Genomic DNA, 21,062 nt, shown 5'->3' with positions numbered 1-21,062 from the left:
GCAGTTTACCCAAGTCGGAGCGCTATCCATAACAATTGAGGCCCGTCAAAACGCCAGGCCTTTGATTCAGTCGTGTTTTTTCATCAGGTGCGGGGCTATGTTCAGCTCTCGCGACTGGCGCGAACGGCGACGGCAGCGGCGCCATAGCGACACGCCGAGGTACAGCACGAACACGCCCACCGCCAGAATGATCGACGAGCCCAGCGGGCTGGCATTCAACTCGCCCAACGCCGGTGGCCGCCCGAGCAGGCTGGCCGCGCCGGCCATCGCCAGCAATACACCGCACATCGCCAGCAGGGCAGCGAACGCTGCGCCGAAACGAAATCGCCAGTTGCGTTGGCCCTTGGGCCGCAAGCGGCGTGCATCAAAACCATCGGATAACTTCATTCCGACCTTCCTCAATGGGTATCGGCCCTTCGACCGGGAGTTGACCGGGATGTTCCTGAGGCTAGGGCAATTACGGCAAATGAGAGGCTTTTGCGGATGAGCGGCGGTTTGGGCCGCTCATCGACGGTCGATCAGATCAGATCGCGGGTCAGGGCGAGGGTGGCGAAGTTGTCCGCCATGATCGCCATTTCGGTCTGCTGAACGTGTTCGGCGCTGAGGATCCCGCCCTTGCAAGGCAAATCCCGCGTCGCGCAGGCGTCTTCCACCAGGGTGCAGCGAAAGCCCAGGTTCTTCGCCGCACGCACGGTGGTGCTGACGCTGGAGTGACTCATGAAACCGCAAACGATCAGGTCGAGCGAGCCCAGTTGTTGCAGGCGATCGTACAGTTCGGTGCCGTGAAACGCGCTTGGCAGCAATTTGCCGATGACGGTTTCGTCGCCCTGTGGCTCCAGGCCCGGGATGAACTCACCGCGTTCGCCCTGGGGATCGAACAGCCCACCGACGGTGCCGAGGTGACGCACATGCACGATTGGCCGACCGGCTGCACGGGCAGCGGTCAGCAGGTGTTTGATGTTTGCGACGGCAGCATCCATGCCGCTCAGGGCCAGCGGACCACTGAGGTATTCTTTCTGGGCATCGATGATGACTAGGGTCGCATGACCCAGATTGGCCGCTGCGTAACCACGGCCGCTGAGTTGAAACATCGTTTTTGGAACGGACATTCTGGGGCTCCTTCGGGTGGGGCTTTTGCGGCATTGTCCTCTGGCTGAGCGCTTCTGTGAATCGCTTCCATCGCAGGCACCGCCGTTGCTGGCTCGCAGCCTTGTCAAGATACTCGTTCTGTTCAATAGCTCGCTGAAAAAATAGAAGAGTCCTACATCTGATCCGGTGTTTTTCCTGCGTCGTCGCGGCGCCTTTTGGCTGTTAGAATCGTCAGTCGTTTTTTCTGGAGTTTACCCCGTGATCACTTCCCGCCTTCGTACCCTGCGTGACCATATCCGTTGGGCCGTCAGCCGCTTCCATGGGGAGGATCTGTTTTTCGGCCATGGGACCGACAACGCCTGGGACGAAGCCCGTCAACTGGTATTGGGTGCGCTGCACTTACCGTGGGAAATCGCCGACAGCTATCTGGACTGCCGTCTGGAGGACGATGAGCTGGTCAATCTGCAACGCTTGCTCAAGCGCCGCATCGAAGAACGCATTCCGACCGCTTACCTGCTGGGCGAAGCCTGGTTCTGCGGCTTGTCGTTCATTGTCGACGAACGCGTGCTGATCCCGCGTTCGCCGATTGGCGAGCTGATCGAAAAACGTTTTGAGCCGTGGCTGGGTGCCGAACCTGCGCGCATTCTCGACTTGTGCACCGGTTCCGGTTGCATCGGTATCGCCTGTGCCTATGAGTTCCAGAACGCCGAAGTGGTTTTGGCCGACCTGTCGTTCGAAGCACTGGAAGTGGCTAACCAGAACATCGAGCGCCACGGTGTCGACGAGCGTGTGTTCACCGTTCAGGGCGATGGTTTCGATGGTTTGCCAGGGCAACGTTTCGACCTGATCGTGTCGAACCCGCCTTACGTCGATGCGGAAGATTTCGCCGACATGCCGGACGAATATCAACACGAACCCGAGCTGGGCCTGGCCTGTGGCGACGACGGTTTGAATCTGGTGCGCCGCATGCTCGCCGAAGCGGCGGATCATCTGACCGAGAAAGGTTTATTGATCGTCGAGGTGGGTAACAGCCAGGTTCACGTCGAGGCGTTGTACCCGGAAGTCGATTTCGCCTGGCTGGAGTTCGAGCGCGGTGGGCATGGGGTGTTCATGCTGACCGCCGAGCAGTGCCGCGATCATCAGGCGCTGTTCGCTTCTCGCATCTGACCCCGAATATTGTGGTGAGGGAGCAAGCTCCCTCGCCACAATTGGGTTTGATGTCGGTTACCGATGCGTGGCAATCCAGATCAACAACCCCGCCTGAAACACCGCAAACGCCACCAGACAGGTAATGGTAAAACGCAGTCCAGCGTCTTCACGCTTGTACTTGCTGACCTTTTCTTCGTGTTTCTTCAGTTTGACTTCCTGTTCCGCCAGGTTCTGCTCGGCTTGCTGGAGCATCTGCGCGGCTTCGAGGATTTCCACCTGTTGCAGCTTTTCGCTGTTCCAGTCGCCCAGCAAATCACCGATCTGCACCTCTTTGACGCTGCCCTTCAAATGCTGGGCATCGGCGTAGGCCACGTCAAAACCGTGCACCCGCAGAAAGTGGTCGCGGCGCAGGCGCGTGTCTTCGTTCAACGCGTCCTTGTTGTTCAGGTCGGTGCCGTCGACGGTGTAGGCGGGCCATCGTTTCTTCGCCCAAGTGATGCCTTGAGCCGCCATATAGCGCCCGATGCCACGGTTCATCGGCTCTATCTGCAAGCCGCTTTCCGGAGCGAAATGCACGCGTTTGGCGGTGTGATCGACCCACACATCCAGATGATTCTGTTCTTTGCGCACCCGTTGGCCTGGCAGCTTGATGGCCATGCGCAGCAGGCTGTGCTCCTTGCTGTTGCGTTCGGCGTAACCGAATTCGACAAAGCGCAGCGGTCGGCCGCCGGTGTTACGGTCGGTTTGCAACGGCGCCAGGCGGAGCATTTTGTGGTGCTCGACGTGGACGTCCGCCCACGGCAGCTCGACCGCTGGCGGTGTGTCTTTTTCAGCGGTGGAGTCGGGTGAAGTCTGGGTATCAGTCATAACGGCGAGATCCTGTCCAAGCCCTGTTGCCGCCAGTCATAGCGCTGGCGACAAAGGCTTATCGGCCGTTTTTTTCAGGACTGGAGCTTAACTGGGGCGAAGTCCGTCAATAAATCCGAGGATTCGTGCGCCGAGCTCCGCCGCCAGGGGCAATTGCGGATCTTTATAGGAGGCCAATTGCCGCTTCACGTCGTTGGGCACGATGCGCATGACGTGGTTCATGCCTTCGATCAGTGCCAGTTCGGCGTCCGGTTTGGCGGCTTTGAGCGCCCTGGCGTCACCCACGCCGACCTGGATGTCGTTGCTGCCCTGAATGATCAGTGCCGGCATCTTCAGTTTGGCGAAGGCGGCTGCCGGGTCCTGGCGGAACAGTGAAATCAGGTACGGCTGCACGCTGGGGCGGAAAATCACCTGCAACTGCGGCGGCACGTTGTCGTCAGTGTGGCCGGCCTTGAGGCTGTCGAGCAGTTCATTGCTGCGCAGCATCAAGGCCGGCGGCAAGCGATTGCTCAACTGCTGGCGCAGCACTTGATCGATCGGCCGGGCGCTGCCGGACAGGGAAATCACCGCCGCGGCGTCGACACTTGGCGCCGCCAGGCTGGCAATCAACGCACCTTCGCTGTGACCCAGCAAAATCAGTTTGCCCAGACGTGGGTCGGCCTTGAGCTTCTGCCCCCAGGCCACGGCATCGGCCACATAGGCTTCCACCGACAGATTGCGTTCATCGGGCGTTGCCGCAAGGCTCGCCGCCACGCCGCGTTTGTCGTAACGCACACTGGCAATGTTGTGTTTGGCCAACACCCACGCCAGCCGTTTGAGGCTGTCATTGCGCCCGCCGTCGGGGTTGTTTCCGTCACGATCCGTAGGGCCGGAGCCGGAAATGATCAGGACAACCGGTACCGGCGTGTCGGACTTGGGCAGCAACAGCGAGCCGAAAAGCTCGCCACTGTCGGTGTCCAGGGTGATCGGGCGTTGCAGGACGGAGGCCTGTACAAAACCGGTAAACAGGGTAAGGCTCAAGGCTAGAACTCGCAGCATCATCACGCCATCATCAACAAGGTGCCGGTTGGACTCGCAGGCACCCATAAGGTTCGAGGATGAACTACTTGGGTAGCCTGCGTATACTGGCGCGCATTACGTATTTTAGGTTCGATTTCACGGAGCGTCCTGCATGTCCGGCAATACCTACGGCAAGCTGTTCACTGTCACCACCGCGGGCGAAAGCCATGGTCCGGCGTTGGTCGCCATTGTCGATGGCTGCCCGCCGGGCCTGGAGATCTCCCTTGAGGACCTGCAGCGCGACCTGGACCGCCGCAAGCCCGGCACCAGCCGCCACACCACCCAGCGCCAGGAAGCCGACGAAGTCGAAATCCTTTCCGGCGTGTTCGAAGGCCGCACCACCGGTTGCGCCATCGGCCTGTTGATCCGCAACACCGACCAGAAGTCCAAGGACTACTCGGCGATCAAGGATCTGTTCCGTCCGGCCCACGCCGACTACACCTACCATCACAAATACGGTGAGCGCGATTACCGCGGCGGCGGTCGCAGCTCGGCCCGTGAAACCGCCATGCGCGTAGCCGCCGGCGCGATTGCCAAGAAATACCTGGCCACCCAGGGCATCGTCATTCGTGGCTACATGAGCCAGCTCGGCCCGATCGAAATCCCGTTCAAGACCTGGGATTCGGTGGAAGAGAACGCTTTCTTCAGCCCCGATCCGGACAAAGTGCCGGAGCTGGAAGCCTATATGGACCTGTTGCGTCGCGACCAGGATTCGGTCGGCGCGAAGATCACCGTGGTCGCCGAAGGCGTGATGCCGGGCCTCGGCGAGCCGATCTTCGACCGCCTCGACGCCGAACTGGCCCATGCGCTGATGAGCATCAACGCGGTCAAGGGCGTGGAAATCGGTGCCGGTTTTGCCAGCATCGCCCAGCGTGGCACTGAACACCGCGATGAAATGACCCCGGAAGGTTTCCTCAGCAACAACGCCGGCGGCATTCTCGGTGGCATTTCGTCGGGTCAGCCGATCGTTGCGCACCTGGCGCTCAAGCCTACATCGAGCATCACCACGCCGGGCCGTTCCATCGATATCCATGGCAACCCGGTGGAGGTCGTCACCAAGGGTCGTCACGACCCGTGCGTCGGCATCCGCGCCACGCCAATCGCCGAAGCGATGATGGCCATCGTGCTGATGGACCACTTGCTGCGTCACCGCGGGCAGAACGCCGATGTGCGCGTGAGCACTCCGGTGTTGGGGCAGCTTTAATGGCTGATCTGAAGGCCGCTGCAGTCTGATGACGGGGGCGGCGCTCCCGTACTGGCGGCTTTCCAGCTTCTACCTGTTCTATTTCGCCTTGCTCGGTTCGACAGCGCCGTTTCTGGCGCTGTACTTCGATCATCTGGGTTTCAGCGCCGCGCGCATTGGCGAACTGGTGGCGATCCCGATGCTGATGCGCTGCGTGGCGCCGAATATCTGGGGCTGGCTCGGTGACTACACCGGGCGACGCCTGGCCATCGTGCGTTTCGGCGCCGCCTGCACCTTGCTGACCTTCTCGCTGATTTTCGTCAGCAAAAGCTACGCCTGGCTGGCGATGGTCATGGCCTTGCACGCGTTTTTCTGGCATGCGGTGTTGCCGCAGTTCGAGGTCATCACCCTGGCTCATTTGCGGGGACAGACCTCGCGTTACAGTCAGATTCGCCTGTGGGGCTCCATCGGTTTCATCATCACTGTCGTGGCGCTGGGCCGATTGTTCGAATGGCTCAGCCTCGACATTTACCCGGTGGCACTAGTGCTGATCATGGCCGGGATCGTCGTCAGCAGTCTCTGGGTGCCCAATGCGCAACCGGTTCAGGGTGAACGGTTGGCGGGGGAGGGATTCCTCCAGCAATTGCGCAACCCCGGAGTATTGGCGTTTTACGCGTGCGTGGCGCTGATGCAGATGAGTCACGGGCCGTATTACACCTTTCTGACCTTGCACCTTGAGCGACTCGGTTACAGTCGCGGGCTGATCGGCATGCTCTGGGCGGTCGGCGTGGTCGCCGAAGTCTTGATGTTTCTGTTCATGAGCAAGATTCTCGCGCGCTTCTCGGTACGCCGGGTGCTGCTGACGAGTTTCCTGCTGGCGGCTTTGCGTTGGTTGTTGCTCGGCTCGTTTGCCGAGTTCCTTTGGGTGTTGCTGTTCGCCCAGGTGCTGCACGCCGCCACCTTCGGCAGCTTTCACGCCGCTGCCATCCAGTTCGTGCAACGTAGCTTCGGCGCGCGCCAGCAAGGCCAGGGCCAGGCGTTGTATGCCGCGCTGGCCGGCACCGGCGGTGCACTGGGCGCGTTGTATTCCGGCTACAGCTGGAATGCCCTCGGCGCCACATTGACCTTTAGTATTGCCAGCCTCGCAGCCTTTGCCGCTGCCGTTATCATTGCCACACGTATGCAAGAGGACAGGCCATGAGCCTTACCCGTGAACACCTCGCCCAGGAAATCATCGACGCCGGGCGCTTTCTGTATGGCCGCGGCTGGTCGCCGGCCACCAGCAGCAATTACTCGACCCGCCTGTCGCCGACCGAAGCTTTGCTGACCGTGTCCGGCAAGCACAAGGGCCAACTGGGCCCGGACGATGTGCTGGCCACCGACTTRTCAGGCAACAGCCTGGAGCCAGGCAAGAAGCCGTCCGCCGAAACCCTGTTGCACACCCAGCTCTATAGCTGGCGTCCGGAGATCGGCGCGGTGCTGCACACCCATTCGGTGAACGCCACGGTGCTGTCGCGCCTGACGCCGGAAGATTTCATCGAGTTCGAAGACTACGAACTGCAAAAGGCCTTCAGCGGCGTGTCGACCCACGAGTCCCGGGTGCGCGTGCCGATTTTCGACAACGACCAGGACATTGCGCGGCTGGCCGCCAAGGTGCAGCCTTGGCTCGACGCCCACCCTGATTGCGTCGGCTACCTGATTCGCGGTCATGGCCTCTACACGTGGGGCGCGCGCATGAGCGACGCACTGCGGCAGATCGAGGCTTTTGAATTTTTGTTCGAGTGCGAGTTGAAGACGCGCTCGCTCTTTAACCGTAATGCATGAACTGTTAAGGAGTTGCCCTGATGAGCAGCCTGTCCGTTTACCACGTCTCAAGCCCTGACATTCCGAACAAGGTGCTGACCCACTTTGAAGACATCGCCTCGACCCTGGCCGAGCAGGGCGTGCGTTTCGACCGTTGGCAAGCCGCAGCGAAAATCCAGCCTGGCGCCAGTCAGGAAGAAGTGATCGCCGCGTACCAGGAGCAAATCGACAAGCTGATGACCGAGCGCGGTTACATCACCGTCGACGTGGTCAGCTTGAACAGCGATCACCCGCAAAAAGCCGAGTTGCGTGCCAAGTTCCTCGATGAACACCGTCATGGCGAAGACGAAGTGCGATTTTTCGTCGCTGGCCGTGGCTTGTTCACCCTGCACATCGACGATTACGTATACGCCGTGCTCTGCGAGAAGAACGACCTGATCTCGGTGCCAGCCGGCACAAAGCACTGGTTCGACATGGGTGAAAACCCGCATTTCGTCGCAATCCGCCTGTTCAACAACCCCGAAGGCTGGGTGGCCAACTTCACCGGCGATGACATCGCCAGCCACTTCCCGTGTCTTGAGGACTGAACCGATGCCGATCAAAGCGATTCTCACCGATATCGAAGGCACCACCAGCGCGGTGAGTTTTGTGTTCGACGTGTTGTTTCCGTACGCGGCTAAACACCTGCCGGACTTCGTTCGCGAAAATGCCGAACGTGCTGACGTCGCCGAACAGCTTGCCGCCGTTCGGCGTGACAGCGGCGAACCGCAAGCCAACGTCGAGCGGGTTATCGAAATCCTCTTGGGCTGGATCGCCGAAGACCGCAAGGCCACGCCGCTCAAGGCGTTGCAGGGCATGGTCTGGGAGCAGGGGTATCAGGCCGGGCAGTTGAAGGGCCACGTTTACCCGGACGCCGTTGACGCGCTGAAGCGCTGGCATCAGGAAGGCTATCAACTGTTTGTGTATTCCTCGGGTTCGATTCAGGCGCAAAAACTGATTTTCGGTTGTTCGGAGGCGGGGGATCTGTCGCCACTGTTCAGTGGCTATTTCGACACCACTTCAGGGCCCAAGCGCGAAGCGCAGTCTTACCAGCGCATCACCCGGGCGATTGGCGTCGAGGCTTCGCAGATTCTGTTTCTGTCCGACATCGTTCAGGAACTGGACGCGGCGCGCACGGCCGGCATGGCCACCTGTGGCCTGGCACGTGAAGGCGGGGAGTTGGCAGGGCATGTGACGGTGGACAGTTTTGCGCGGATCAGTCCTTCTGCCCTGTAAACCCCAGAACCTGTAGGAGCAGAGCTTGCTCGCGAAGGCGGCAGGTCAGTCAACATTAATGTCGCCTGACACTCCGCTTTCGCGAGCAAGCTCTGCTCCTACAGGGGATTGCGTGACGATTTATGCCGAGTGATAGGTCGGCAGCGCGAACCGTTGCTGGCTTTGCAGCATGGAAATCTGCGGCAGTTCGCTGGCCTGTTCGGCGACGTCACGGCGAATCGCGCTGATGACCCATGACAGCTGATCGCCGGCATGCAATTGCTGGTAGGAAATCGAACGTTTGAAGACTTTACCGTCGTGGCTGCGCAGGGTCAGCAGAATGCCGCCATCCGGCCGGGGCTGGGTGGTCACTTCGAAGTTGGAGAACAGCGACGAAAATTTTTCCTGGATCAGGCTCATGTCTATCAGCTCCATTTTGTGCTTGAAGGGCAACATGGAGGGGTAGTTGCAGTGATTGTGCCAGCACCTATATTTTTAAAATTTCATATAAATCAGTAAGTTATATTTTTACGATTTTTTGGCTTTCGTGCAATTTGCATGAATGGCCATCGTGCATCCTGCATTTTGCGAGATCGTCGACAACTGGATGGAACCAATCGCAACGGCGGAGTTCCGCTTTGCGAAGGCATCGGTCGCGGATACAAAACATTGCAAAAACCGCGTGTACAGCTCAAGAAGCCCTGACGTATTTTCGGCCTCAATCAACGCCACCCGACAATAAAAAGATCGAACGGGAGCAACCATGAGCCGCACGCTGCACGACACGATTACCTGGGGCATGATGCTCCGCAAGCTGCCTTCCATTGCCAAAGCCATCCCCCGCGTGGTGAAGGGCATGAAAGTCGCCAACGTCAAGGACCCGACCCAACCGTGTGGTCTCGGCTGGAGCTTCGAGCAGGCGACGTTGCGCAATCCCGATGGCCCGGCATTGCTGCAGGGCGACGTGATGCTCACTTATGCACAGGCCAATCAGTGGGCCAACCGCATCGCCCATCACCTGATTGCCCAAGGCATCGGCAAGGGCGATGTGGTCGCGGTGTTTATCGAGAACCGTGTGGAACTGCTGGTGACGATATTGGCGGTGGCCAAGGTCGGTGCGATCAGCGCCTTGCTGAATACCTCCCAGACCCGCGATACCCTGGTTCATAGCCTGAATCTGGTGGCGCCTGTAGGGATTGTGGTCGGAGAAGAGCTGGTTCCGGCCTTCAATGCGGTCCGCGAGCGGGTGGCCATCGATGTGGCGCGCACCTGGTTTGTCGCCGATCAAGATACTGACCGTGATCCGGGCAAAACGCCCGATGGCTTCATTAACCTGATGGCGGCCAGCTGCGACGCGCCCAGTGACAATCCCGTCAGCAGCCGGCAGGTTTTTTTCGATGACCCTTGTTTCTATATCTACACCTCGGGCACTACCGGGTTGCCCAAGGCCGGGGTGTTCAAGCACGGCCGCTGGATGCGCAGCTCCGCCAGCTTCGGGCTGATCGCCCTGGACATGCAGCCGCAGGACGTCGTCTATTGCACCTTGCCGCTGTACCACGCCACCGGGCTTTGCGTGTGCTGGGGCTCGGCGATCAGCGGGGCGTCGGGGTTTGCCATCCGCCGCAAGTTCAGCGCCAGCCAGTTCTGGAGCGACGTGCGCAAATACCGGGCGACCACCCTCGGGTACGTTGGCGAATTGTGTCGCTACCTGGTGGATCAACCGCGCAGCGTCGACGACAGTCGGCACAGCGTGAGGAAGATGATCGGCAATGGTCTGCGCCCCGGCGCGTGGAACGAGTTCAAGACGCGATTTGCCGTCGACCACATCTGCGAGCTGTACGCCGCCAGCGACGGCAATATTGGCTTCACCAACATCCTCAACTTCGACAACACCATTGGCTTTTCCCTGATGTCCTGGGAGCTGGTGGCGTACGACCACGACAGCGGTGCCCCCACGCGGGATGCCAACGGCTTCATGCACAAAGTGGCCAAGGGCGAGCAGGGGCTGTTGTTGGCGAGGATCGACGACAAGGCGCCTCTGGACGGCTACACCGATCCGCAGAAGACCGCAAAAGTGGTGCTCCATGACGTGTTCGTGAAGGGCGACCGTTACTTCAATACCGGTGACCTGCTGCGCAACATCGGTTTCGGTCACGCGCAGTTTGTCGATCGCCTGGGGGACACCTACCGCTGGAAGGGCGAAAACGTCTCCACTACCGAGGTCGAGAACATCCTGTTGCAACACCCGCACATCGCCGAAGCCGTGGCCTATGGCGTGGAAATCCACAACACCAACGGGCGGGCGGGGATGGCGGCCATTACACCAGCCGAATCCCTGGCGACCCTGGATTTCAGTGAGTTGCTGGCGTTCGCCAGGCAACAAATGCCGGCCTATGCGGTGCCACTGTTCCTGCGGGTGAAAGTGAAAATGGAAACCACCGGGACCTTCAAGTACCAGAAGACCCGGCTCAAGGACGAAGCCTTCGACCCGAGCAAAACCGGCGATGACCCAATTTATGCCTGGCTGCCGGGCACCGAAACCTACGTGCGAGTCACCGAGCAGGTGCTGGCGGATATTTACGGAGGCAGGCATCGCTATTGAAAGGGTCGCTATTGAATATCGCTATGACCGTCCATGAGAAAAAACAAGTGACAGGTTCCGGGCTGCTCGGGAAACTATCGGCTTTCCGATTGACCGAATGTGGAGTCCCCAATGTCAGACAAAAGCCGCCAGATGACCCCCGAAGAGGCTGCTGAATTTGCCGAACAGGTGTTCAACAAAGCGCGCGAGGGCGATGCGGCCATGATGGCTGCGCTGCTGACCAAGGGCCTGCCGCCGAACCTGCGCAACCACAAGGGCGACACTTTACTGATGCTCGCCGCGTACCACGGCCATGTCGACACCGTAAAAGTTTTGCTCGAACACAAGGCCGATCCCGAGATTCGCAACGACAACGGCCAGAGCCCGATTGCTGGCGCGGCATTCAAGGGTGATCTGGCAGTGGTCAAGGCGTTGGTCGAGGGTGGCGCTGAAGTGGAAGGTTCGTCCTTCGACGGACGCACTGCGTTGATGATGGCGGCGATGTTCAACCGCGTCGAAATCATCGACTACCTGATCAGCAAAGGCGCCGATCCGAAAGCCAAGGACGCCAATGGTGTGTCTGCGCTGGACGCGGCCAAGACCATGGGCGCGGCGGATACCACGGCTCAGCTGCAAAAACTCCTGGCCTGATTCGGGCTTTTGTGGCGAGGGAGCTTGCTCCCGCTGGGCTGCGAAGCAGCCCCAAAATCAGCGATCGCGGTCATTCAGATAGACCACATTCACCGGATTTACGACTGCTTCGCAGCCGAACGGGGGCAAGCCCCCTCGCCACAGGTTCCTGCCAGGTCCCGCAATCCGTTTCCGAATGCGTTATCCTTCGCGCCCTCAAAATTCCCTTGCTACAGGATCCACCTCATGAAAGCCGCACTCGTCGAACTCATCAGCAAAATCAGCTCCGGGTGCATGGGCGAGGACGAAATCCTGAAAATCGCTGACGAAGCGGCTCAGGCCTACGCCGATCCCGAGGCTTTTCTGGCGGCCAATCCAGATATCAACTACGACGACACCTTTCCGATCCCGTTGGGCGAGTGGGTTGTCGTCGGCAGTCTGCCGGAAACCGTGCTGTTCCAGGCCGACACCTACATGGACCTGTTCGCGCAGATCGTCGCCTCGTTCGGCCCCGGCGTTGAGTTCAACATCAAGCCCAAACAACTGGCCAAAACCGAAGCTCTGACGGCACTCAATCGCATTCAGGTGCAGATGAGCAGCCTGAACAAGGAAAACGGTGGCTACACCTTGATGAATTTCAGCCAGTTGCTCGACGACGAACTGCAAGTGGTGCTGGTCTATGGCAACGACGTGCCACGGGTGCTGGAGTTGTGCGCCGAAGTCGGCATCGCCGCCGCGCCCTCCCTGGAAGCCCTGAAAGTGGCCATCCACGTCTGAGGCCGTCTACAACGGTAATAAAACGGAACCCTCGCCAGGCCCGACTATCCTAAGAGTGCCTACCATTTTTTTGGAGCGACACCATGGGTTCCACGTTCAACACCCTGATCGGCCTGATTATTTTTGCCCTGGATATCTGGGCCATCATCAACGTGCTTAAAAGTGGCGCCGAAACCGGGATGAAAGTCCTTTGGGTGCTGTTGATCCTGCTGCTGCCGGTGCTGGGCCTGATCATCTGGGCCATCGCCGGGCCAAGAGGCGATGTGCGGATCTGACGATCTTCATGGTAGGAGCGAGGCTTGCCCGCGAAAGGATCGCTGCGGTGTACCTGATAGACCGAGTCATCGTTCTTCGCGGGCAAGCCTCGCTCCTACCGGTGTGTGCATCAGAAGGTTCGACCTGTCATGTTCCGCGACGTAGAATGCGCGCCTTTCCCGGTCAATCGAGGCGATCGATTGGCCATCATGGGCGGGTAACCGTCCGTTGCCACCCGCATTCATCGGAGCACTTCCCATGAGCAATACCCCAACCAGCGAGTACCTGGAAACCCTCTACGAAGGCTATGGTCAGCGTTTTCGCATGGAAAAACTGCTGCACGAAGTGCGCACCGAACACCAGCACCTGGTGATCTTCGAAAACCCGCGCATGGGCCGGGTGATGGCGCTGGATGGCGTAATCCAGACCACCGAAGCCGACGAATTCATCTACCACGARATGCTCACCCACGTGCCGATCCTCGCCCATGGCACCGCCAAGCGCGTGCTGATCATCGGTGGTGGCGACGGCGGCATGCTGCGTGAAGTGGCCAAGCACCGCAGCGTCGAACACATCACCATGGTCGAAATCGACGGCACCGTGGTCGACATGTGCAAGGAATTCCTGCCGAACCACTCCAAGGGTGCGTTCGATGATCCACGCCTGAACCTGGTGATCGACGACGGCATGCGTTTCGTCGCCACCACCACCGAAAAGTTCGACGTGATCATTTCCGACTCCACCGACCCGATCGGTCCGGGCGAAGTGCTGTTCTCCGAAAACTTCTACCAGGCTTGCCACCGCTGCCTGAACGAAGGCGGCATTCTGGTGACCCAGAACGGCACCCCGTTCATGCAAATCGAAGAAGTCAAAACCACCGCCGGTCGCCTGCGCAGCCTGTTCCCGGACTGGCACTTCTATCAGGCGGCCGTGCCGACCTACATCGGCGGCGCAATGACCTTCGCCTGGGGCGCGACCGATACCGCTTATCGCAAATTGTCCCGCGAAACCCTGCAACAGCGCTTCGCCGGCAGCGGCATCATCACCCGCTATTACAACCCGGAAATCCACATTGGTGCCTTCGCGTTGCCGCAGTACGTGCTGCAAGCGGTGAACAAACCTAGCAACGACTGATGCTTCGTCGATAAGAGGCCGTCGCCGGTGTGTGAACACGCGGGTGACGGCCTTTTTTCATGTCTCGCTTTTGGGATCCCTTGGAACGATCGGCCAATGCACGAGTCGAGATAGATGTAAGCCCATCCATGGGTTTTACCGAGGAGGCACCGATGCAAAAGTGGAAAATCACTTTCGTGGATGAACACGGTGAATCAGTCGACGAACTCTTCGAGTGCGAGGAGTGCCCGAGCAACGAGCAAGCAGCCCAACTCATTCGCGACCGGCGACTGCCGGTGGCTGCGAAACTGGACCTCAATGATCTGGAGGGTCGTACCGATGATCCGACCGTCAAAAGTCTGAAATCCCAAAACAGCATTGAAATCCTCAGTATTACTCCGATTTGATACACCTCCTGTCACATTCACCACCAGGCCTTGGCAGCGGCTCTGTCTTGAGGCTACTCTGCAACCGAGATCAGCGAGTGACTCGCTAAGGTCTGGTCTTGTCAGCTACATGCTTGTTTCCCGGCGGCAACCTCTGTTGCTGCATCGAAAGTGCAGGGAATACGGAAAGTCTATCCATCAGTCTGAGGGGGACGTTTCATGAGCACAGCCTATCAAGAAGACATCAGCAGCAGCGTGCTGCGCCGCATGAAAGAAGGCGGTTTCGATTTTTCACGATTCCATCCCATCGAGTTCTACGCCATTTTCCCGGACGAGGAGCGGGCACGCAGGGCGGCAGGTCATTTTTGTGGTGAATCCTTGAATGCCCAGATCAGCGCGCGTGACGACGGCGCGTGGTCGCTGGAACTGAGCAAAGTGATGTACGCCACCTACGACGGGATGGGCGACTTCGAGCAGGACTTCGAGGCGGTGGTCGAGCCTCTGGGTGGCATCATCGAGGGATGGGGCGTCAAACAGGAGATACGAGGGCTACTCGCATAAGCTTATGAACAGTGACACTTAGTAACGGCTGACCTTTGGGTTGGCCGTTTTTGTTTCAATCTTTTTATTTCGCCACATTTCAAACGGACAAAAAAAAGCCACCTGAACAGGCGGCTAAAGGGAAGAGCGATCAGTTTTCCAGCGAATGCACGGATTATCCGCATCTCCCTCCCGAGCAGTGAAATCAACTCTGACTATGCTGCTGATAGGCGACAGCATTGCTTCGCCATGAAGCGGGGGCGATCAGGGTGGGGCAATTACCGCACAGGATTGGTGCGGGGCGCGCAGCGACATTATCCAACTGATTGATATCAAAGCGTTTCTGCCTATGGCACGGGCCTTGCGAAGGCCTGGATGTCCGTGTGACAAGGAGTACGGCATGATCCGCACCTATTTTGATGAGATGTACGATGCCGGCGGCCAGGTCCGTCCGCATTATCGGGAGTTTGCCCGTTGGCTGGCCGAAACGCCTGACGAGCTTTTGGCACAACGGCGACGCGAGGCCGATCTGTTATTTCATCGCGCCGGGATTACCTTCACGCTCTATGGTGATAAGCAGGGGACAGAGCGCCTGATTCCCTTCGACACCATTCCCCGCAGCATCCCCGCCAGTGAATGGCGGGTCGTCGAACGCGGCTGCATTCAGCGGGTCAAGGCATTGAACATGTTCCTTGCCGACCTCTATCACGAGCAGCGCATCATCAAGGCCGGCATCATTCCGGCCGAACAAGTGCTGGCCAACGAGCAATACCAGTTGGCGATGCAAGGGCTGGATCTGCACCGCGATATCTATTCGCACATTTCCGGCGTCGACCTGGTACGCGATGGCGACGGCACGTACTACGTGCTCGAAGACAACCTGCGTACCCCCAGCGGCGTGAGCTACATGCTCGAAGACCGCAAGATGATGATGCGCCTGTTCCCCGAGTTGTTCGCGGCCCAGCGCATCGCGCCGATCGACCACTACCCGAACCTGTTGCTCGACACCCTGAAAAGCTCCAGCCCGATCGACAACCCGAGCGTGGTGGTGCTGACGCCGGGGCGTTTCAACAGTGCGTTTTTCGAGCATGCGTTCCTCGCTCGGGAAATGGGCGTTGAACTGGTGGAAGGCGCCGACCTGTTTGTGCGCGACGACAAGGTGTTCATGCGCACCACGGACGGGCCGAAAGCGGTCGACGTGATCTACCGTCGCCTCGACGATGCTTTCCTCGATCCGCTGGCGTTCAACCCCGATTCGATGCTTGGCGTTCCAGGGCTGCTGTCGTCCTACCGCTCCGGCAATGTGGTGCTGGYGAATGCCATCGGCACCGGGGTCGCGGACGACAAGTCGGTGTATCCCTTCGTCACGGACATGATTCGTTTCTACCTCGATGAAGAGCCGATCTTGAAGAACGTGCCGACGTGGCAGTGTCGTAATCCTTCTGAACTGTCCCACGTGCTGGCCAACCTTCCGGAGCTGGTGGTCAAGGAAACCCAAGGCTCCGGCGGTTACGGAATGCTGGTGGGGCCGGCGGCGACGGCGGCGGAGATCGAGTCTTTCCGCGAGCGGATCAAAGCCAAGCCCCACGCGTACATCGCGCAACCGACGTTGTCGTTGTCGACCTGTCCGACCTTTGTCGAAAACGGCATCGCACCGCGCCACATCGACCTGCGTCCGTTTGTATTGTCTGGCCGCGAAACCCGGGTTGTGCCCGGCGGTTTGACCCGTGTCGCCTTGCGTGAAGGCTCCCTGGTGGTGAACTCGTCCCAGGGCGGCGGAACCAAGGACACCTGGGTGGTCGAGGATTGAAGGAAGCTTGCCATGTTAAGTAGAACTGCCTCGGATCTGTACTGGATGTCGCGTTACCTGGAGCGGGCGGAAAACCTCGCGCGGATGCTCGACATCAGTTATTCGCTGTCGCTGATGCCCCAGGACGGTCGTGGCGACGGCTTGCACGAACTGGCCATGCCGTTGCTGATCACTGGCACCCTGGACGATTACCTGGCGCGCCACGGCGATCTGCATGCCGAACGGCTGCTGCATTTTTTCGCCCTGGACGCGGCCAACCCGGCGAGCATCTACAGCTGCCTCGGTGCCGCGCGAGCCAGCGCCCATGCGGTGCGTGGGCGAATCACCGCCGACATGTGGGAAAACATCAACGCCACCTGGCTGGAAATTCGCGGGATCGCCGAGCAGGGCTTGAGTCGCTACGGCATGAGCCGTTTCTGTGAGTGGATCAAGGAACGTTCCCACCTGTTCCGCGGCGCTTGCTACGGCACGATCATGCGTAACGACGCGTTCCGCTTCATTCGTCTGGGCACCTTTATCGAAAGGGCCGACAACACCTTGCGCCTGCTTGATGCCCGTTACGAAATGGCCGGCGATCAAGCCGAAGCCGTCAGTGACGGTACGGCCCACGCCTACTACCAATGGAGCGCCTTGTTGCGGGCCTTGTCATCGTTCGAGGCCTACACCGAAATCTACCGCGACGCCCCCGGCGCCCGGCATGTGGCCGAGCTGTTATTGCTGCGCGCCGATGTGCCGCGATCCCTGCGAGCCTGCACCGAAGAGGTCGATCAGATTCTCGCTCAACTACCGGGGGCCAACGGCCGTCCCGCACAACGCCTGGCGGCGGAAATGGACGCGCGCCTGCGCTACACCGGTATCAACGAAATCCTCGACGAAGGCCTGCACACCTGGCTGACCGAGTTCATCCCGCTGGTGCGCCAGTTGGGCAATGCCATACACAGTTCCTATCTGGAGGCTGCATGAGACTTTCCATTAGCCACGAGACCGCCTATCACTACGAAGATCAGGTGCGGGCGAGCATCCAGTACCTGCGACTGACACCCCACGACAGCGAGCGCCAGCACGTGCTGAGCTGGCAACTCGACCTGCCGCGCCCGGTGCGCGCGCAACTCGATCCGTTCGGCAACATCCTGCATGTGTTGACCCTGGATGAGCCGCATGAAGCGATCATCATCGGCGCCCGTGGCCAGGTCGATATCGACGAGCTGCGCGAAGCCGAGCACGAGAGTCAGTCGGCGCTGCCGTTCCTGCGTTTCACCCGGCTGACCGAAGCCGACGAAGCCCTGCGCGCGTTTGCCGGGAAGGCGTGCAAGCAACGGCGGGATCGCACGGCGCTGATCGATTTGATGCATGGCCTGAACCAGCACATGACCTACACGCCAGGTGCCACCGAAGTGGAGACCAGCGCCGCGCAAGCTTTCGCCGGGCGTTCCGGGGTCTGCCAGGACCATACCCATGCGTTTCTCGCCTGCGCCCGCAGCCTGGGCATCCCCTCGCGTTATGTGTCGGGGTATTTGTACAGCGAGAACAGTGAACACCTGGCCAGTCACGCCTGGGCGGAAGCCTGGCTGAATGACGCCTGGTATAGCTTCGATGTGACCAACGAACTGGCCCGGCCTGAACGTCACTTGAAACTGGCCGTGGGCCTGGACTACCTCGACGCCTGTCCGGTGCGCGGTATGCGCCGTGGCGGCGGGTATGAGCAGATGCATGCCAAGGTGTTGGTCGCGCCGACGCCTGCGCCGGTGATCTCCGTCCAACAGCAGTAGCAGTCATTCATTGTGGCGAGGGAGCTTGCTCCCGCTCGGCTGCGCAGCAGTCGCAAACCCGGCGAATGCGGTTTGCCTGACGGATCGCGTCGCCTGATTTGAGGGCCGCTTCGCGCCCCAGCGGGAGCGAGCTCCCTCGCCACAGGTGGATGTTTATTTGGCCGAAGACACCTTGCGTCCCGCCATGTGTTTCAAATACCCCACCAACAACTCCAGATCCCCCTCCGGCAACACCGTCGGCGAGAACCCGGGCATCTTCGCCTGCGGCCACTGGCGCAAGCTCTGCGGGTCACGGATGTAACGCTTGAGGAAGTCCGCGCCGAAATACTCGGTCGGGTTGAACGGAATATTCAGGTCCGGCCCGAACTGCGCGTCCCCCGCGCCATTGAGTCGATGACAGGCCAGGCAGTTCTTCTGAAACAGCGCAAAGCCCTTGTTCACCGGATGGTCCGCCTTCAATGCAGGATCGGGTAACAGGGCAGGGAAGCGCTCAGCCACCGGGGCCATGCGCTTGATGCTCGCCACTTCGAACGGCCATTGCTCGGGACTGATATTGCCCGCCTGTGGATCGGTCCAGACCAGATAGAACGGCCCGGCACTGGGCTTGCCCTCGGACAGCGGCGGCCACGGCTTGGCCGGGTCTTCAATCGCCAGCCAGGCCCGCGCGCCCTGGGTATTGAGCAACGGCGCGGCGGCCAGTTCGGCGGCAAAACCGTCCAGGGCCACGGCTTGCAAGTGGTCGTCAGGCTTGATGCCCGTCAACAACGCCGCCAACGGCACGGCGCGATAGCTCATGTCCCGTTTGTAGGAAACGTCGTTAGTGATCGTGATGGTCTGAGCCTGAGGATGCTTGAGCAATTCCTCGGTCTGCCAGGTGCGAGGGTTCGCGCCCAACTCAAGATTCAGCTGCGCGGCAGACAGAGGCGTGCTGAGCAGCAAGGCCCCAAACAAAATGAGCGCTTTCAAGTGATCGTCGTCCATGTCGTGGAAGTGCCGCAAAGGTTGGCACAGCCACGCCGGCCCGGATAGCGAGCCAGTCACATTTTTATCAGGCGAAATGAAAACCCCCGCTGCTCGATCAGCCAAGCACCTTGGTCAGGTTCGGCAAAATCAACAACAGCGTAGTAGCAAATAGAATGAGCCCGGCTTGACGTACTTTCGAATGTTTGAACATGGCTTGACCGCCTTTTTTGTTATTTCCTGGTTGCCTGCCTGCATATCTCCATGACGGCAGAGCGCTGCACTTCCTGTAGGACGAGAGCCTCGGCAAAACCCGACGACAACTTCGTACAGGTTTACATTAGGGCCCGCGTCACGCTTGGCTTAGATCCATTTCGTATGGACTTAGCGCTGACCACTGCCAAAAAGACATGAGGCCTATGGCCATCTTCTTGGGCGCCCGTTGGCTAGACAGCTTGGTGACACGAATCGATTAATCCGATAGCTGACTACCGTTCGTCTGAGCGTGACCGTCAACGCCAATGAGCGCTGTGGTCATTGAATCCACGGCTGCTCGGCATAAGGTGAGGGTATAGAGATCACCCTCAGGTTCGAGAACGCCATGACCCAAGCTTTGATATTTGACGCGTTACGCACGCCCCGTGGCAAAGGCAAGGCCAATGGCGCCTTGCACAGCGTCAAGCCAGTGAACCTGGTGGCCGGGCTGCTGACGGCGTTGCAGCAGCGCACCTCCCTGGACACCAGTCAGGTCGACGACGTGGTGCTTGGCTGCGTGACGCCTATCGGTGATCAGGGCGCCGACATTGCCAAGACCGCCACACAAGTGGCCGATTGGGACGTCAGCGTGGCGGGTGTGCAACTCAATCGCTTCTGCGCGTCGGGGCTGGAAGCAGTGAACCTGGGCGCGATGAAAGTGCGTTCCGGCTTCGAAGATCTGGTGGTGGTCGGTGGCGTCGAGTCGATGTCCCGCGTGGCCATGGGCAGCGACGGCGGGGCCTGGGCGCTGGACCCGGAAACCAACTTGCACAGCCATTTCACACCCCAGGGCGTGGGTGCTGACCTGATCGCGACAATCGAAGGTTTCAGTCGTCAGGACGTCGATGCCTTCGCGTTGCACTCCCAGCAGAAAGCGGCGCGGGCGCGGGCGAATGGTTCCTTCAACAAGTCGCTGGTGCCGGTGCAGGACCAGAACGGCATCATCCTGCTTGATCACGATGAGTTCATTCGCGCCGATTCGACGATGGAAGGCCTGGGCAAGCTCAAGCCAAGTTTCGAAATGATCGGGCAAATGGGCTTCGACGCCACGGCATTGCGGGTGTACAGCCAGGTCGAGCGGATCAACCACGTTCACACGCCGGGCAACAGCTCCGGGATCGTCGATGGCGCGGCGCTGATGCTGATCGGCTCCGAAGCGAAGGGCCGGGCGCTGGGCTTGCAGCCACGGGCGCGGGTCGTCGCCACGGCAGTCACCAGCACCGACCCGACCATCATGCTCACCGGCCCGGCGCCGGCCACCCGCAAGGCACTGGCCAAGGCCGGGCTGCGGGTCGAAGACATCGACCTGTTCGAAGTCAATGAAGCGTTCGCCTCGGTCGTGTTGAAGTTCATCAAGGACATGGCCATCGACCCGGACAAGGTCAACGTCAACGGCGGCTCCATCGCCATGGGCCATCCGCTCGGCGCCACCGGTTGCGCGATTCTCGGCACGCTGCTCGATGAACTGGAAACCCGGCGCCTGCGCTATGGCCTGGCGACATTGTGTGTCGGCGGCGGCATGGGCATTGCCACCATCATCGAACGCCTCTGAGCCTGCCTTTAAGAAAATCCGACTCAAGGA

Annotated in this window: 23 protein-coding genes; 17 read left to right on the top strand and 6 right to left on the bottom strand. The window is 59.9% G+C overall.

The genetic code is table 11. From position 1 onward, the window contains the following. Positions 1–66: 66 nt before the first annotated feature. Positions 67–387 (bottom strand): hypothetical protein, encoded by a 321-nt coding sequence (locus AC1DIS_RS03110; protein WP_018925195.1) that lies wholly within the window; start codon positions 385–387, stop codon positions 67–69. A 131-nt stretch (positions 388–518) separates the two neighbouring features. Continuing rightward, positions 519–1,109 carry a cysteine hydrolase family protein gene (locus tag AC1DIS_RS03105; RefSeq protein WP_018925196.1) on the bottom strand — a complete coding sequence of 197 codons (591 nt, stop codon included), beginning with the start codon at positions 1,107–1,109 and terminating at the stop codon, positions 519–521. 238 nt (positions 1,110–1,347) lie between these two features. Here AC1DIS_RS03105 and prmB point away from each other — a divergent pair, with 238 nt between their 5' ends. Next, complete coding sequence (prmB, locus tag AC1DIS_RS03100) at positions 1,348–2,256, top strand: 50S ribosomal protein L3 N(5)-glutamine methyltransferase (RefSeq protein WP_018925197.1); 909 nt, start codon at positions 1,348–1,350, stop codon at positions 2,254–2,256. A 57-nt stretch (positions 2,257–2,313) separates the two neighbouring features. On the opposite strand, the gene AC1DIS_RS03095 is transcribed toward prmB, so the two are convergent. Continuing rightward, complete coding sequence (locus AC1DIS_RS03095; RefSeq protein WP_064619253.1) at positions 2,314–3,105, bottom strand: hypothetical protein; 792 nt, start codon at positions 3,103–3,105, stop codon at positions 2,314–2,316. A gap of 87 nt (positions 3,106–3,192) precedes the next feature. Then, positions 3,193–4,191, bottom strand: coding sequence for an alpha/beta hydrolase (locus tag AC1DIS_RS03090; RefSeq protein WP_018925199.1), 999 nt, complete (start codon positions 4,189–4,191; stop codon positions 3,193–3,195). A gap of 85 nt (positions 4,192–4,276) precedes the next feature. Between AC1DIS_RS03090 and aroC the strand changes: the two genes are divergently transcribed. From aroC to mtnC, 5 genes are read left to right on the top strand one after another with little or no spacing between them, the layout of a single operon-like run. Further along, the gene (gene aroC / locus AC1DIS_RS03085; RefSeq protein ID WP_477748765.1) at positions 4,277–5,368 is read left to right on the top strand and encodes a chorismate synthase; all 1,092 of its coding nucleotides are present in this window, start codon (positions 4,277–4,279) and stop codon (positions 5,366–5,368) included. Positions 5,369–5,396: 28 nt separating this feature from the next. Then, on the top strand, positions 5,397–6,548 hold the full coding sequence (locus AC1DIS_RS03080; protein WP_477743809.1) for an MFS transporter: 1,152 nt from the start codon (positions 5,397–5,399) through the stop codon (positions 6,546–6,548). Beyond that, positions 6,545–7,171, top strand: a complete 627-nt coding sequence (locus tag AC1DIS_RS03075) for a methylthioribulose 1-phosphate dehydratase (RefSeq protein ID WP_019579710.1) — start codon at positions 6,545–6,547, stop codon at positions 7,169–7,171. The genes AC1DIS_RS03080 and AC1DIS_RS03075 overlap by 4 nt, the downstream gene beginning before the upstream one ends. 20 nt (positions 7,172–7,191) lie before the next feature. Beyond that, the gene (locus AC1DIS_RS03070; RefSeq protein ID WP_018925203.1) at positions 7,192–7,737 is read left to right on the top strand and encodes a 1,2-dihydroxy-3-keto-5-methylthiopentene dioxygenase; all 546 of its coding nucleotides are present in this window, start codon (positions 7,192–7,194) and stop codon (positions 7,735–7,737) included. A 4-nt stretch (positions 7,738–7,741) separates the two neighbouring features. Further along, on the top strand, positions 7,742–8,425 hold the full coding sequence (gene mtnC, locus AC1DIS_RS03065; protein WP_477743808.1) for an acireductone synthase: 684 nt from the start codon (positions 7,742–7,744) through the stop codon (positions 8,423–8,425). Positions 8,426–8,545: 120 nt separating this feature from the next. Here mtnC and AC1DIS_RS03060 read toward each other — a convergent pair whose 3' ends face one another. Continuing rightward, positions 8,546–8,824 carry a DUF3509 domain-containing protein gene (locus tag AC1DIS_RS03060; RefSeq protein ID WP_018925205.1) on the bottom strand — a complete coding sequence of 93 codons (279 nt, stop codon included), beginning with the start codon at positions 8,822–8,824 and terminating at the stop codon, positions 8,546–8,548. A 343-nt stretch (positions 8,825–9,167) separates the two neighbouring features. Between AC1DIS_RS03060 and AC1DIS_RS03055 the strand changes: the two genes are divergently transcribed. The 10 genes from AC1DIS_RS03055 to AC1DIS_RS03010 all read left to right on the top strand — a co-directional run bounded on the left by AC1DIS_RS03055 (position 9,168) and on the right by AC1DIS_RS03010 (position 18,265). Beyond that, a complete protein-coding gene (locus AC1DIS_RS03055; protein ID WP_477743807.1) occupies positions 9,168–11,006 on the top strand; it encodes a long-chain-acyl-CoA synthetase in 1,839 nt (612 codons plus the stop codon). Positions 11,007–11,117: 111 nt separating this feature from the next. Further along, positions 11,118–11,636, top strand: coding sequence for an ankyrin repeat domain-containing protein (locus AC1DIS_RS03050; RefSeq protein ID WP_019648228.1), 519 nt, complete (start codon positions 11,118–11,120; stop codon positions 11,634–11,636). Positions 11,637–11,861: 225 nt separating this feature from the next. Then, a complete protein-coding gene (locus tag AC1DIS_RS03045; RefSeq protein ID WP_007940803.1) occupies positions 11,862–12,392 on the top strand; it encodes a hypothetical protein in 531 nt (176 codons plus the stop codon). 83 nt (positions 12,393–12,475) lie between these two features. Next, positions 12,476–12,667 (top strand): PLDc N-terminal domain-containing protein, encoded by a 192-nt coding sequence (locus AC1DIS_RS03040; protein WP_007940802.1) that lies wholly within the window; start codon positions 12,476–12,478, stop codon positions 12,665–12,667. Between the two features lie 238 nt (positions 12,668–12,905). Next, positions 12,906–13,781, top strand: coding sequence for a polyamine aminopropyltransferase (gene speE / locus AC1DIS_RS03035; protein ID WP_018925208.1), 876 nt, complete (start codon positions 12,906–12,908; stop codon positions 13,779–13,781). Between the two features lie 152 nt (positions 13,782–13,933). Beyond that, entirely contained in the window at positions 13,934–14,167 is a 234-nt protein-coding gene (locus AC1DIS_RS03030; RefSeq protein WP_477743806.1) for a hypothetical protein, read from the top strand. Positions 14,168–14,365: 198 nt separating this feature from the next. Beyond that, positions 14,366–14,707, top strand: a complete 342-nt coding sequence (locus AC1DIS_RS03025) for a ribonuclease E inhibitor RraB (protein WP_477780763.1) — start codon at positions 14,366–14,368, stop codon at positions 14,705–14,707. A gap of 379 nt (positions 14,708–15,086) precedes the next feature. Continuing rightward, positions 15,087–16,496, top strand: a complete 1,410-nt coding sequence (locus tag AC1DIS_RS03020; RefSeq protein ID WP_477780762.1) for a circularly permuted type 2 ATP-grasp protein — start codon at positions 15,087–15,089, stop codon at positions 16,494–16,496. 12 nt (positions 16,497–16,508) lie between these two features. After that, entirely contained in the window at positions 16,509–17,459 is a 951-nt protein-coding gene (locus AC1DIS_RS03015) for an alpha-E domain-containing protein (protein ID WP_026286340.1), read from the top strand. Next, positions 17,456–18,265, top strand: coding sequence for a transglutaminase family protein (locus AC1DIS_RS03010; RefSeq protein ID WP_064619236.1), 810 nt, complete (start codon positions 17,456–17,458; stop codon positions 18,263–18,265). Before AC1DIS_RS03015 ends, AC1DIS_RS03010 begins: the two co-directional genes overlap by 4 nt. Before the next feature lie 153 nt (positions 18,266–18,418). On the opposite strand, the gene AC1DIS_RS03005 is transcribed toward AC1DIS_RS03010, so the two are convergent. Further along, positions 18,419–19,246 (bottom strand): c-type cytochrome, encoded by an 828-nt coding sequence (locus tag AC1DIS_RS03005; protein ID WP_477743825.1) that lies wholly within the window; start codon positions 19,244–19,246, stop codon positions 18,419–18,421. Between the two features lie 580 nt (positions 19,247–19,826). On the opposite strand from AC1DIS_RS03005, the gene AC1DIS_RS03000 reads away from it, so the two are divergent. Then, entirely contained in the window at positions 19,827–21,032 is a 1,206-nt protein-coding gene (locus tag AC1DIS_RS03000; protein ID WP_019648234.1) for an acetyl-CoA C-acetyltransferase, read from the top strand. Positions 21,033–21,062: the final 30 nt, after the last annotated feature.

This window comes from Pseudomonas sp. 05N433 (assembly GCF_056396925.1).
The sequence above is the reverse complement of the archived record's forward strand: the minus strand, read 5'-3'. Positions and strand labels throughout refer to the sequence as shown.

What these genes read in the sequence shown, in the direction of transcription:
- AC1DIS_RS03110 (WP_018925195.1), bottom strand. Translation starts at nt 387, where the DNA reads ATGAAGTTATCCGATGGTTTTGATGCACGCCGCTTGCGGCCCAAGGGC.
- AC1DIS_RS03105 (WP_018925196.1), bottom strand. Translation starts at nt 1,109, where the DNA reads ATGTCCGTTCCAAAAACGATGTTTCAACTCAGCGGCCGTGGTTACGCA.
- AC1DIS_RS03095 (WP_064619253.1), bottom strand. Translation starts at nt 3,105, where the DNA reads ATGACTGATACCCAGACTTCACCCGACTCCACCGCTGAAAAAGACACA.
- AC1DIS_RS03090 (WP_018925199.1), bottom strand. Translation starts at nt 4,191, where the DNA reads ATGGGTGCCTGCGAGTCCAACCGGCACCTTGTTGATGATGGCGTGATG.
- aroC (WP_477748765.1), top strand. Translation starts at nt 4,277, where the DNA reads ATGTCCGGCAATACCTACGGCAAGCTGTTCACTGTCACCACCGCGGGC.
- AC1DIS_RS03080 (WP_477743809.1), top strand. Translation starts at nt 5,397, where the DNA reads ATGACGGGGGCGGCGCTCCCGTACTGGCGGCTTTCCAGCTTCTACCTG.
- AC1DIS_RS03070 (WP_018925203.1), top strand. Translation starts at nt 7,192, where the DNA reads ATGAGCAGCCTGTCCGTTTACCACGTCTCAAGCCCTGACATTCCGAAC.
- mtnC (WP_477743808.1), top strand. Translation starts at nt 7,742, where the DNA reads ATGCCGATCAAAGCGATTCTCACCGATATCGAAGGCACCACCAGCGCG.
- AC1DIS_RS03060 (WP_018925205.1), bottom strand. Translation starts at nt 8,824, where the DNA reads ATGAGCCTGATCCAGGAAAAATTTTCGTCGCTGTTCTCCAACTTCGAA.
- AC1DIS_RS03055 (WP_477743807.1), top strand. Translation starts at nt 9,168, where the DNA reads ATGAGCCGCACGCTGCACGACACGATTACCTGGGGCATGATGCTCCGC.
- AC1DIS_RS03050 (WP_019648228.1), top strand. Translation starts at nt 11,118, where the DNA reads ATGTCAGACAAAAGCCGCCAGATGACCCCCGAAGAGGCTGCTGAATTT.
- AC1DIS_RS03045 (WP_007940803.1), top strand. Translation starts at nt 11,862, where the DNA reads ATGAAAGCCGCACTCGTCGAACTCATCAGCAAAATCAGCTCCGGGTGC.
- AC1DIS_RS03040 (WP_007940802.1), top strand. Translation starts at nt 12,476, where the DNA reads ATGGGTTCCACGTTCAACACCCTGATCGGCCTGATTATTTTTGCCCTG.
- AC1DIS_RS03030 (WP_477743806.1), top strand. Translation starts at nt 13,934, where the DNA reads ATGCAAAAGTGGAAAATCACTTTCGTGGATGAACACGGTGAATCAGTC.
- AC1DIS_RS03025 (WP_477780763.1), top strand. Translation starts at nt 14,366, where the DNA reads ATGAGCACAGCCTATCAAGAAGACATCAGCAGCAGCGTGCTGCGCCGC.
- AC1DIS_RS03015 (WP_026286340.1), top strand. Translation starts at nt 16,509, where the DNA reads ATGTTAAGTAGAACTGCCTCGGATCTGTACTGGATGTCGCGTTACCTG.
- AC1DIS_RS03010 (WP_064619236.1), top strand. Translation starts at nt 17,456, where the DNA reads ATGAGACTTTCCATTAGCCACGAGACCGCCTATCACTACGAAGATCAG.
- AC1DIS_RS03005 (WP_477743825.1), bottom strand. Translation starts at nt 19,246, where the DNA reads ATGGACGACGATCACTTGAAAGCGCTCATTTTGTTTGGGGCCTTGCTG.
- AC1DIS_RS03000 (WP_019648234.1), top strand. Translation starts at nt 19,827, where the DNA reads ATGACCCAAGCTTTGATATTTGACGCGTTACGCACGCCCCGTGGCAAA.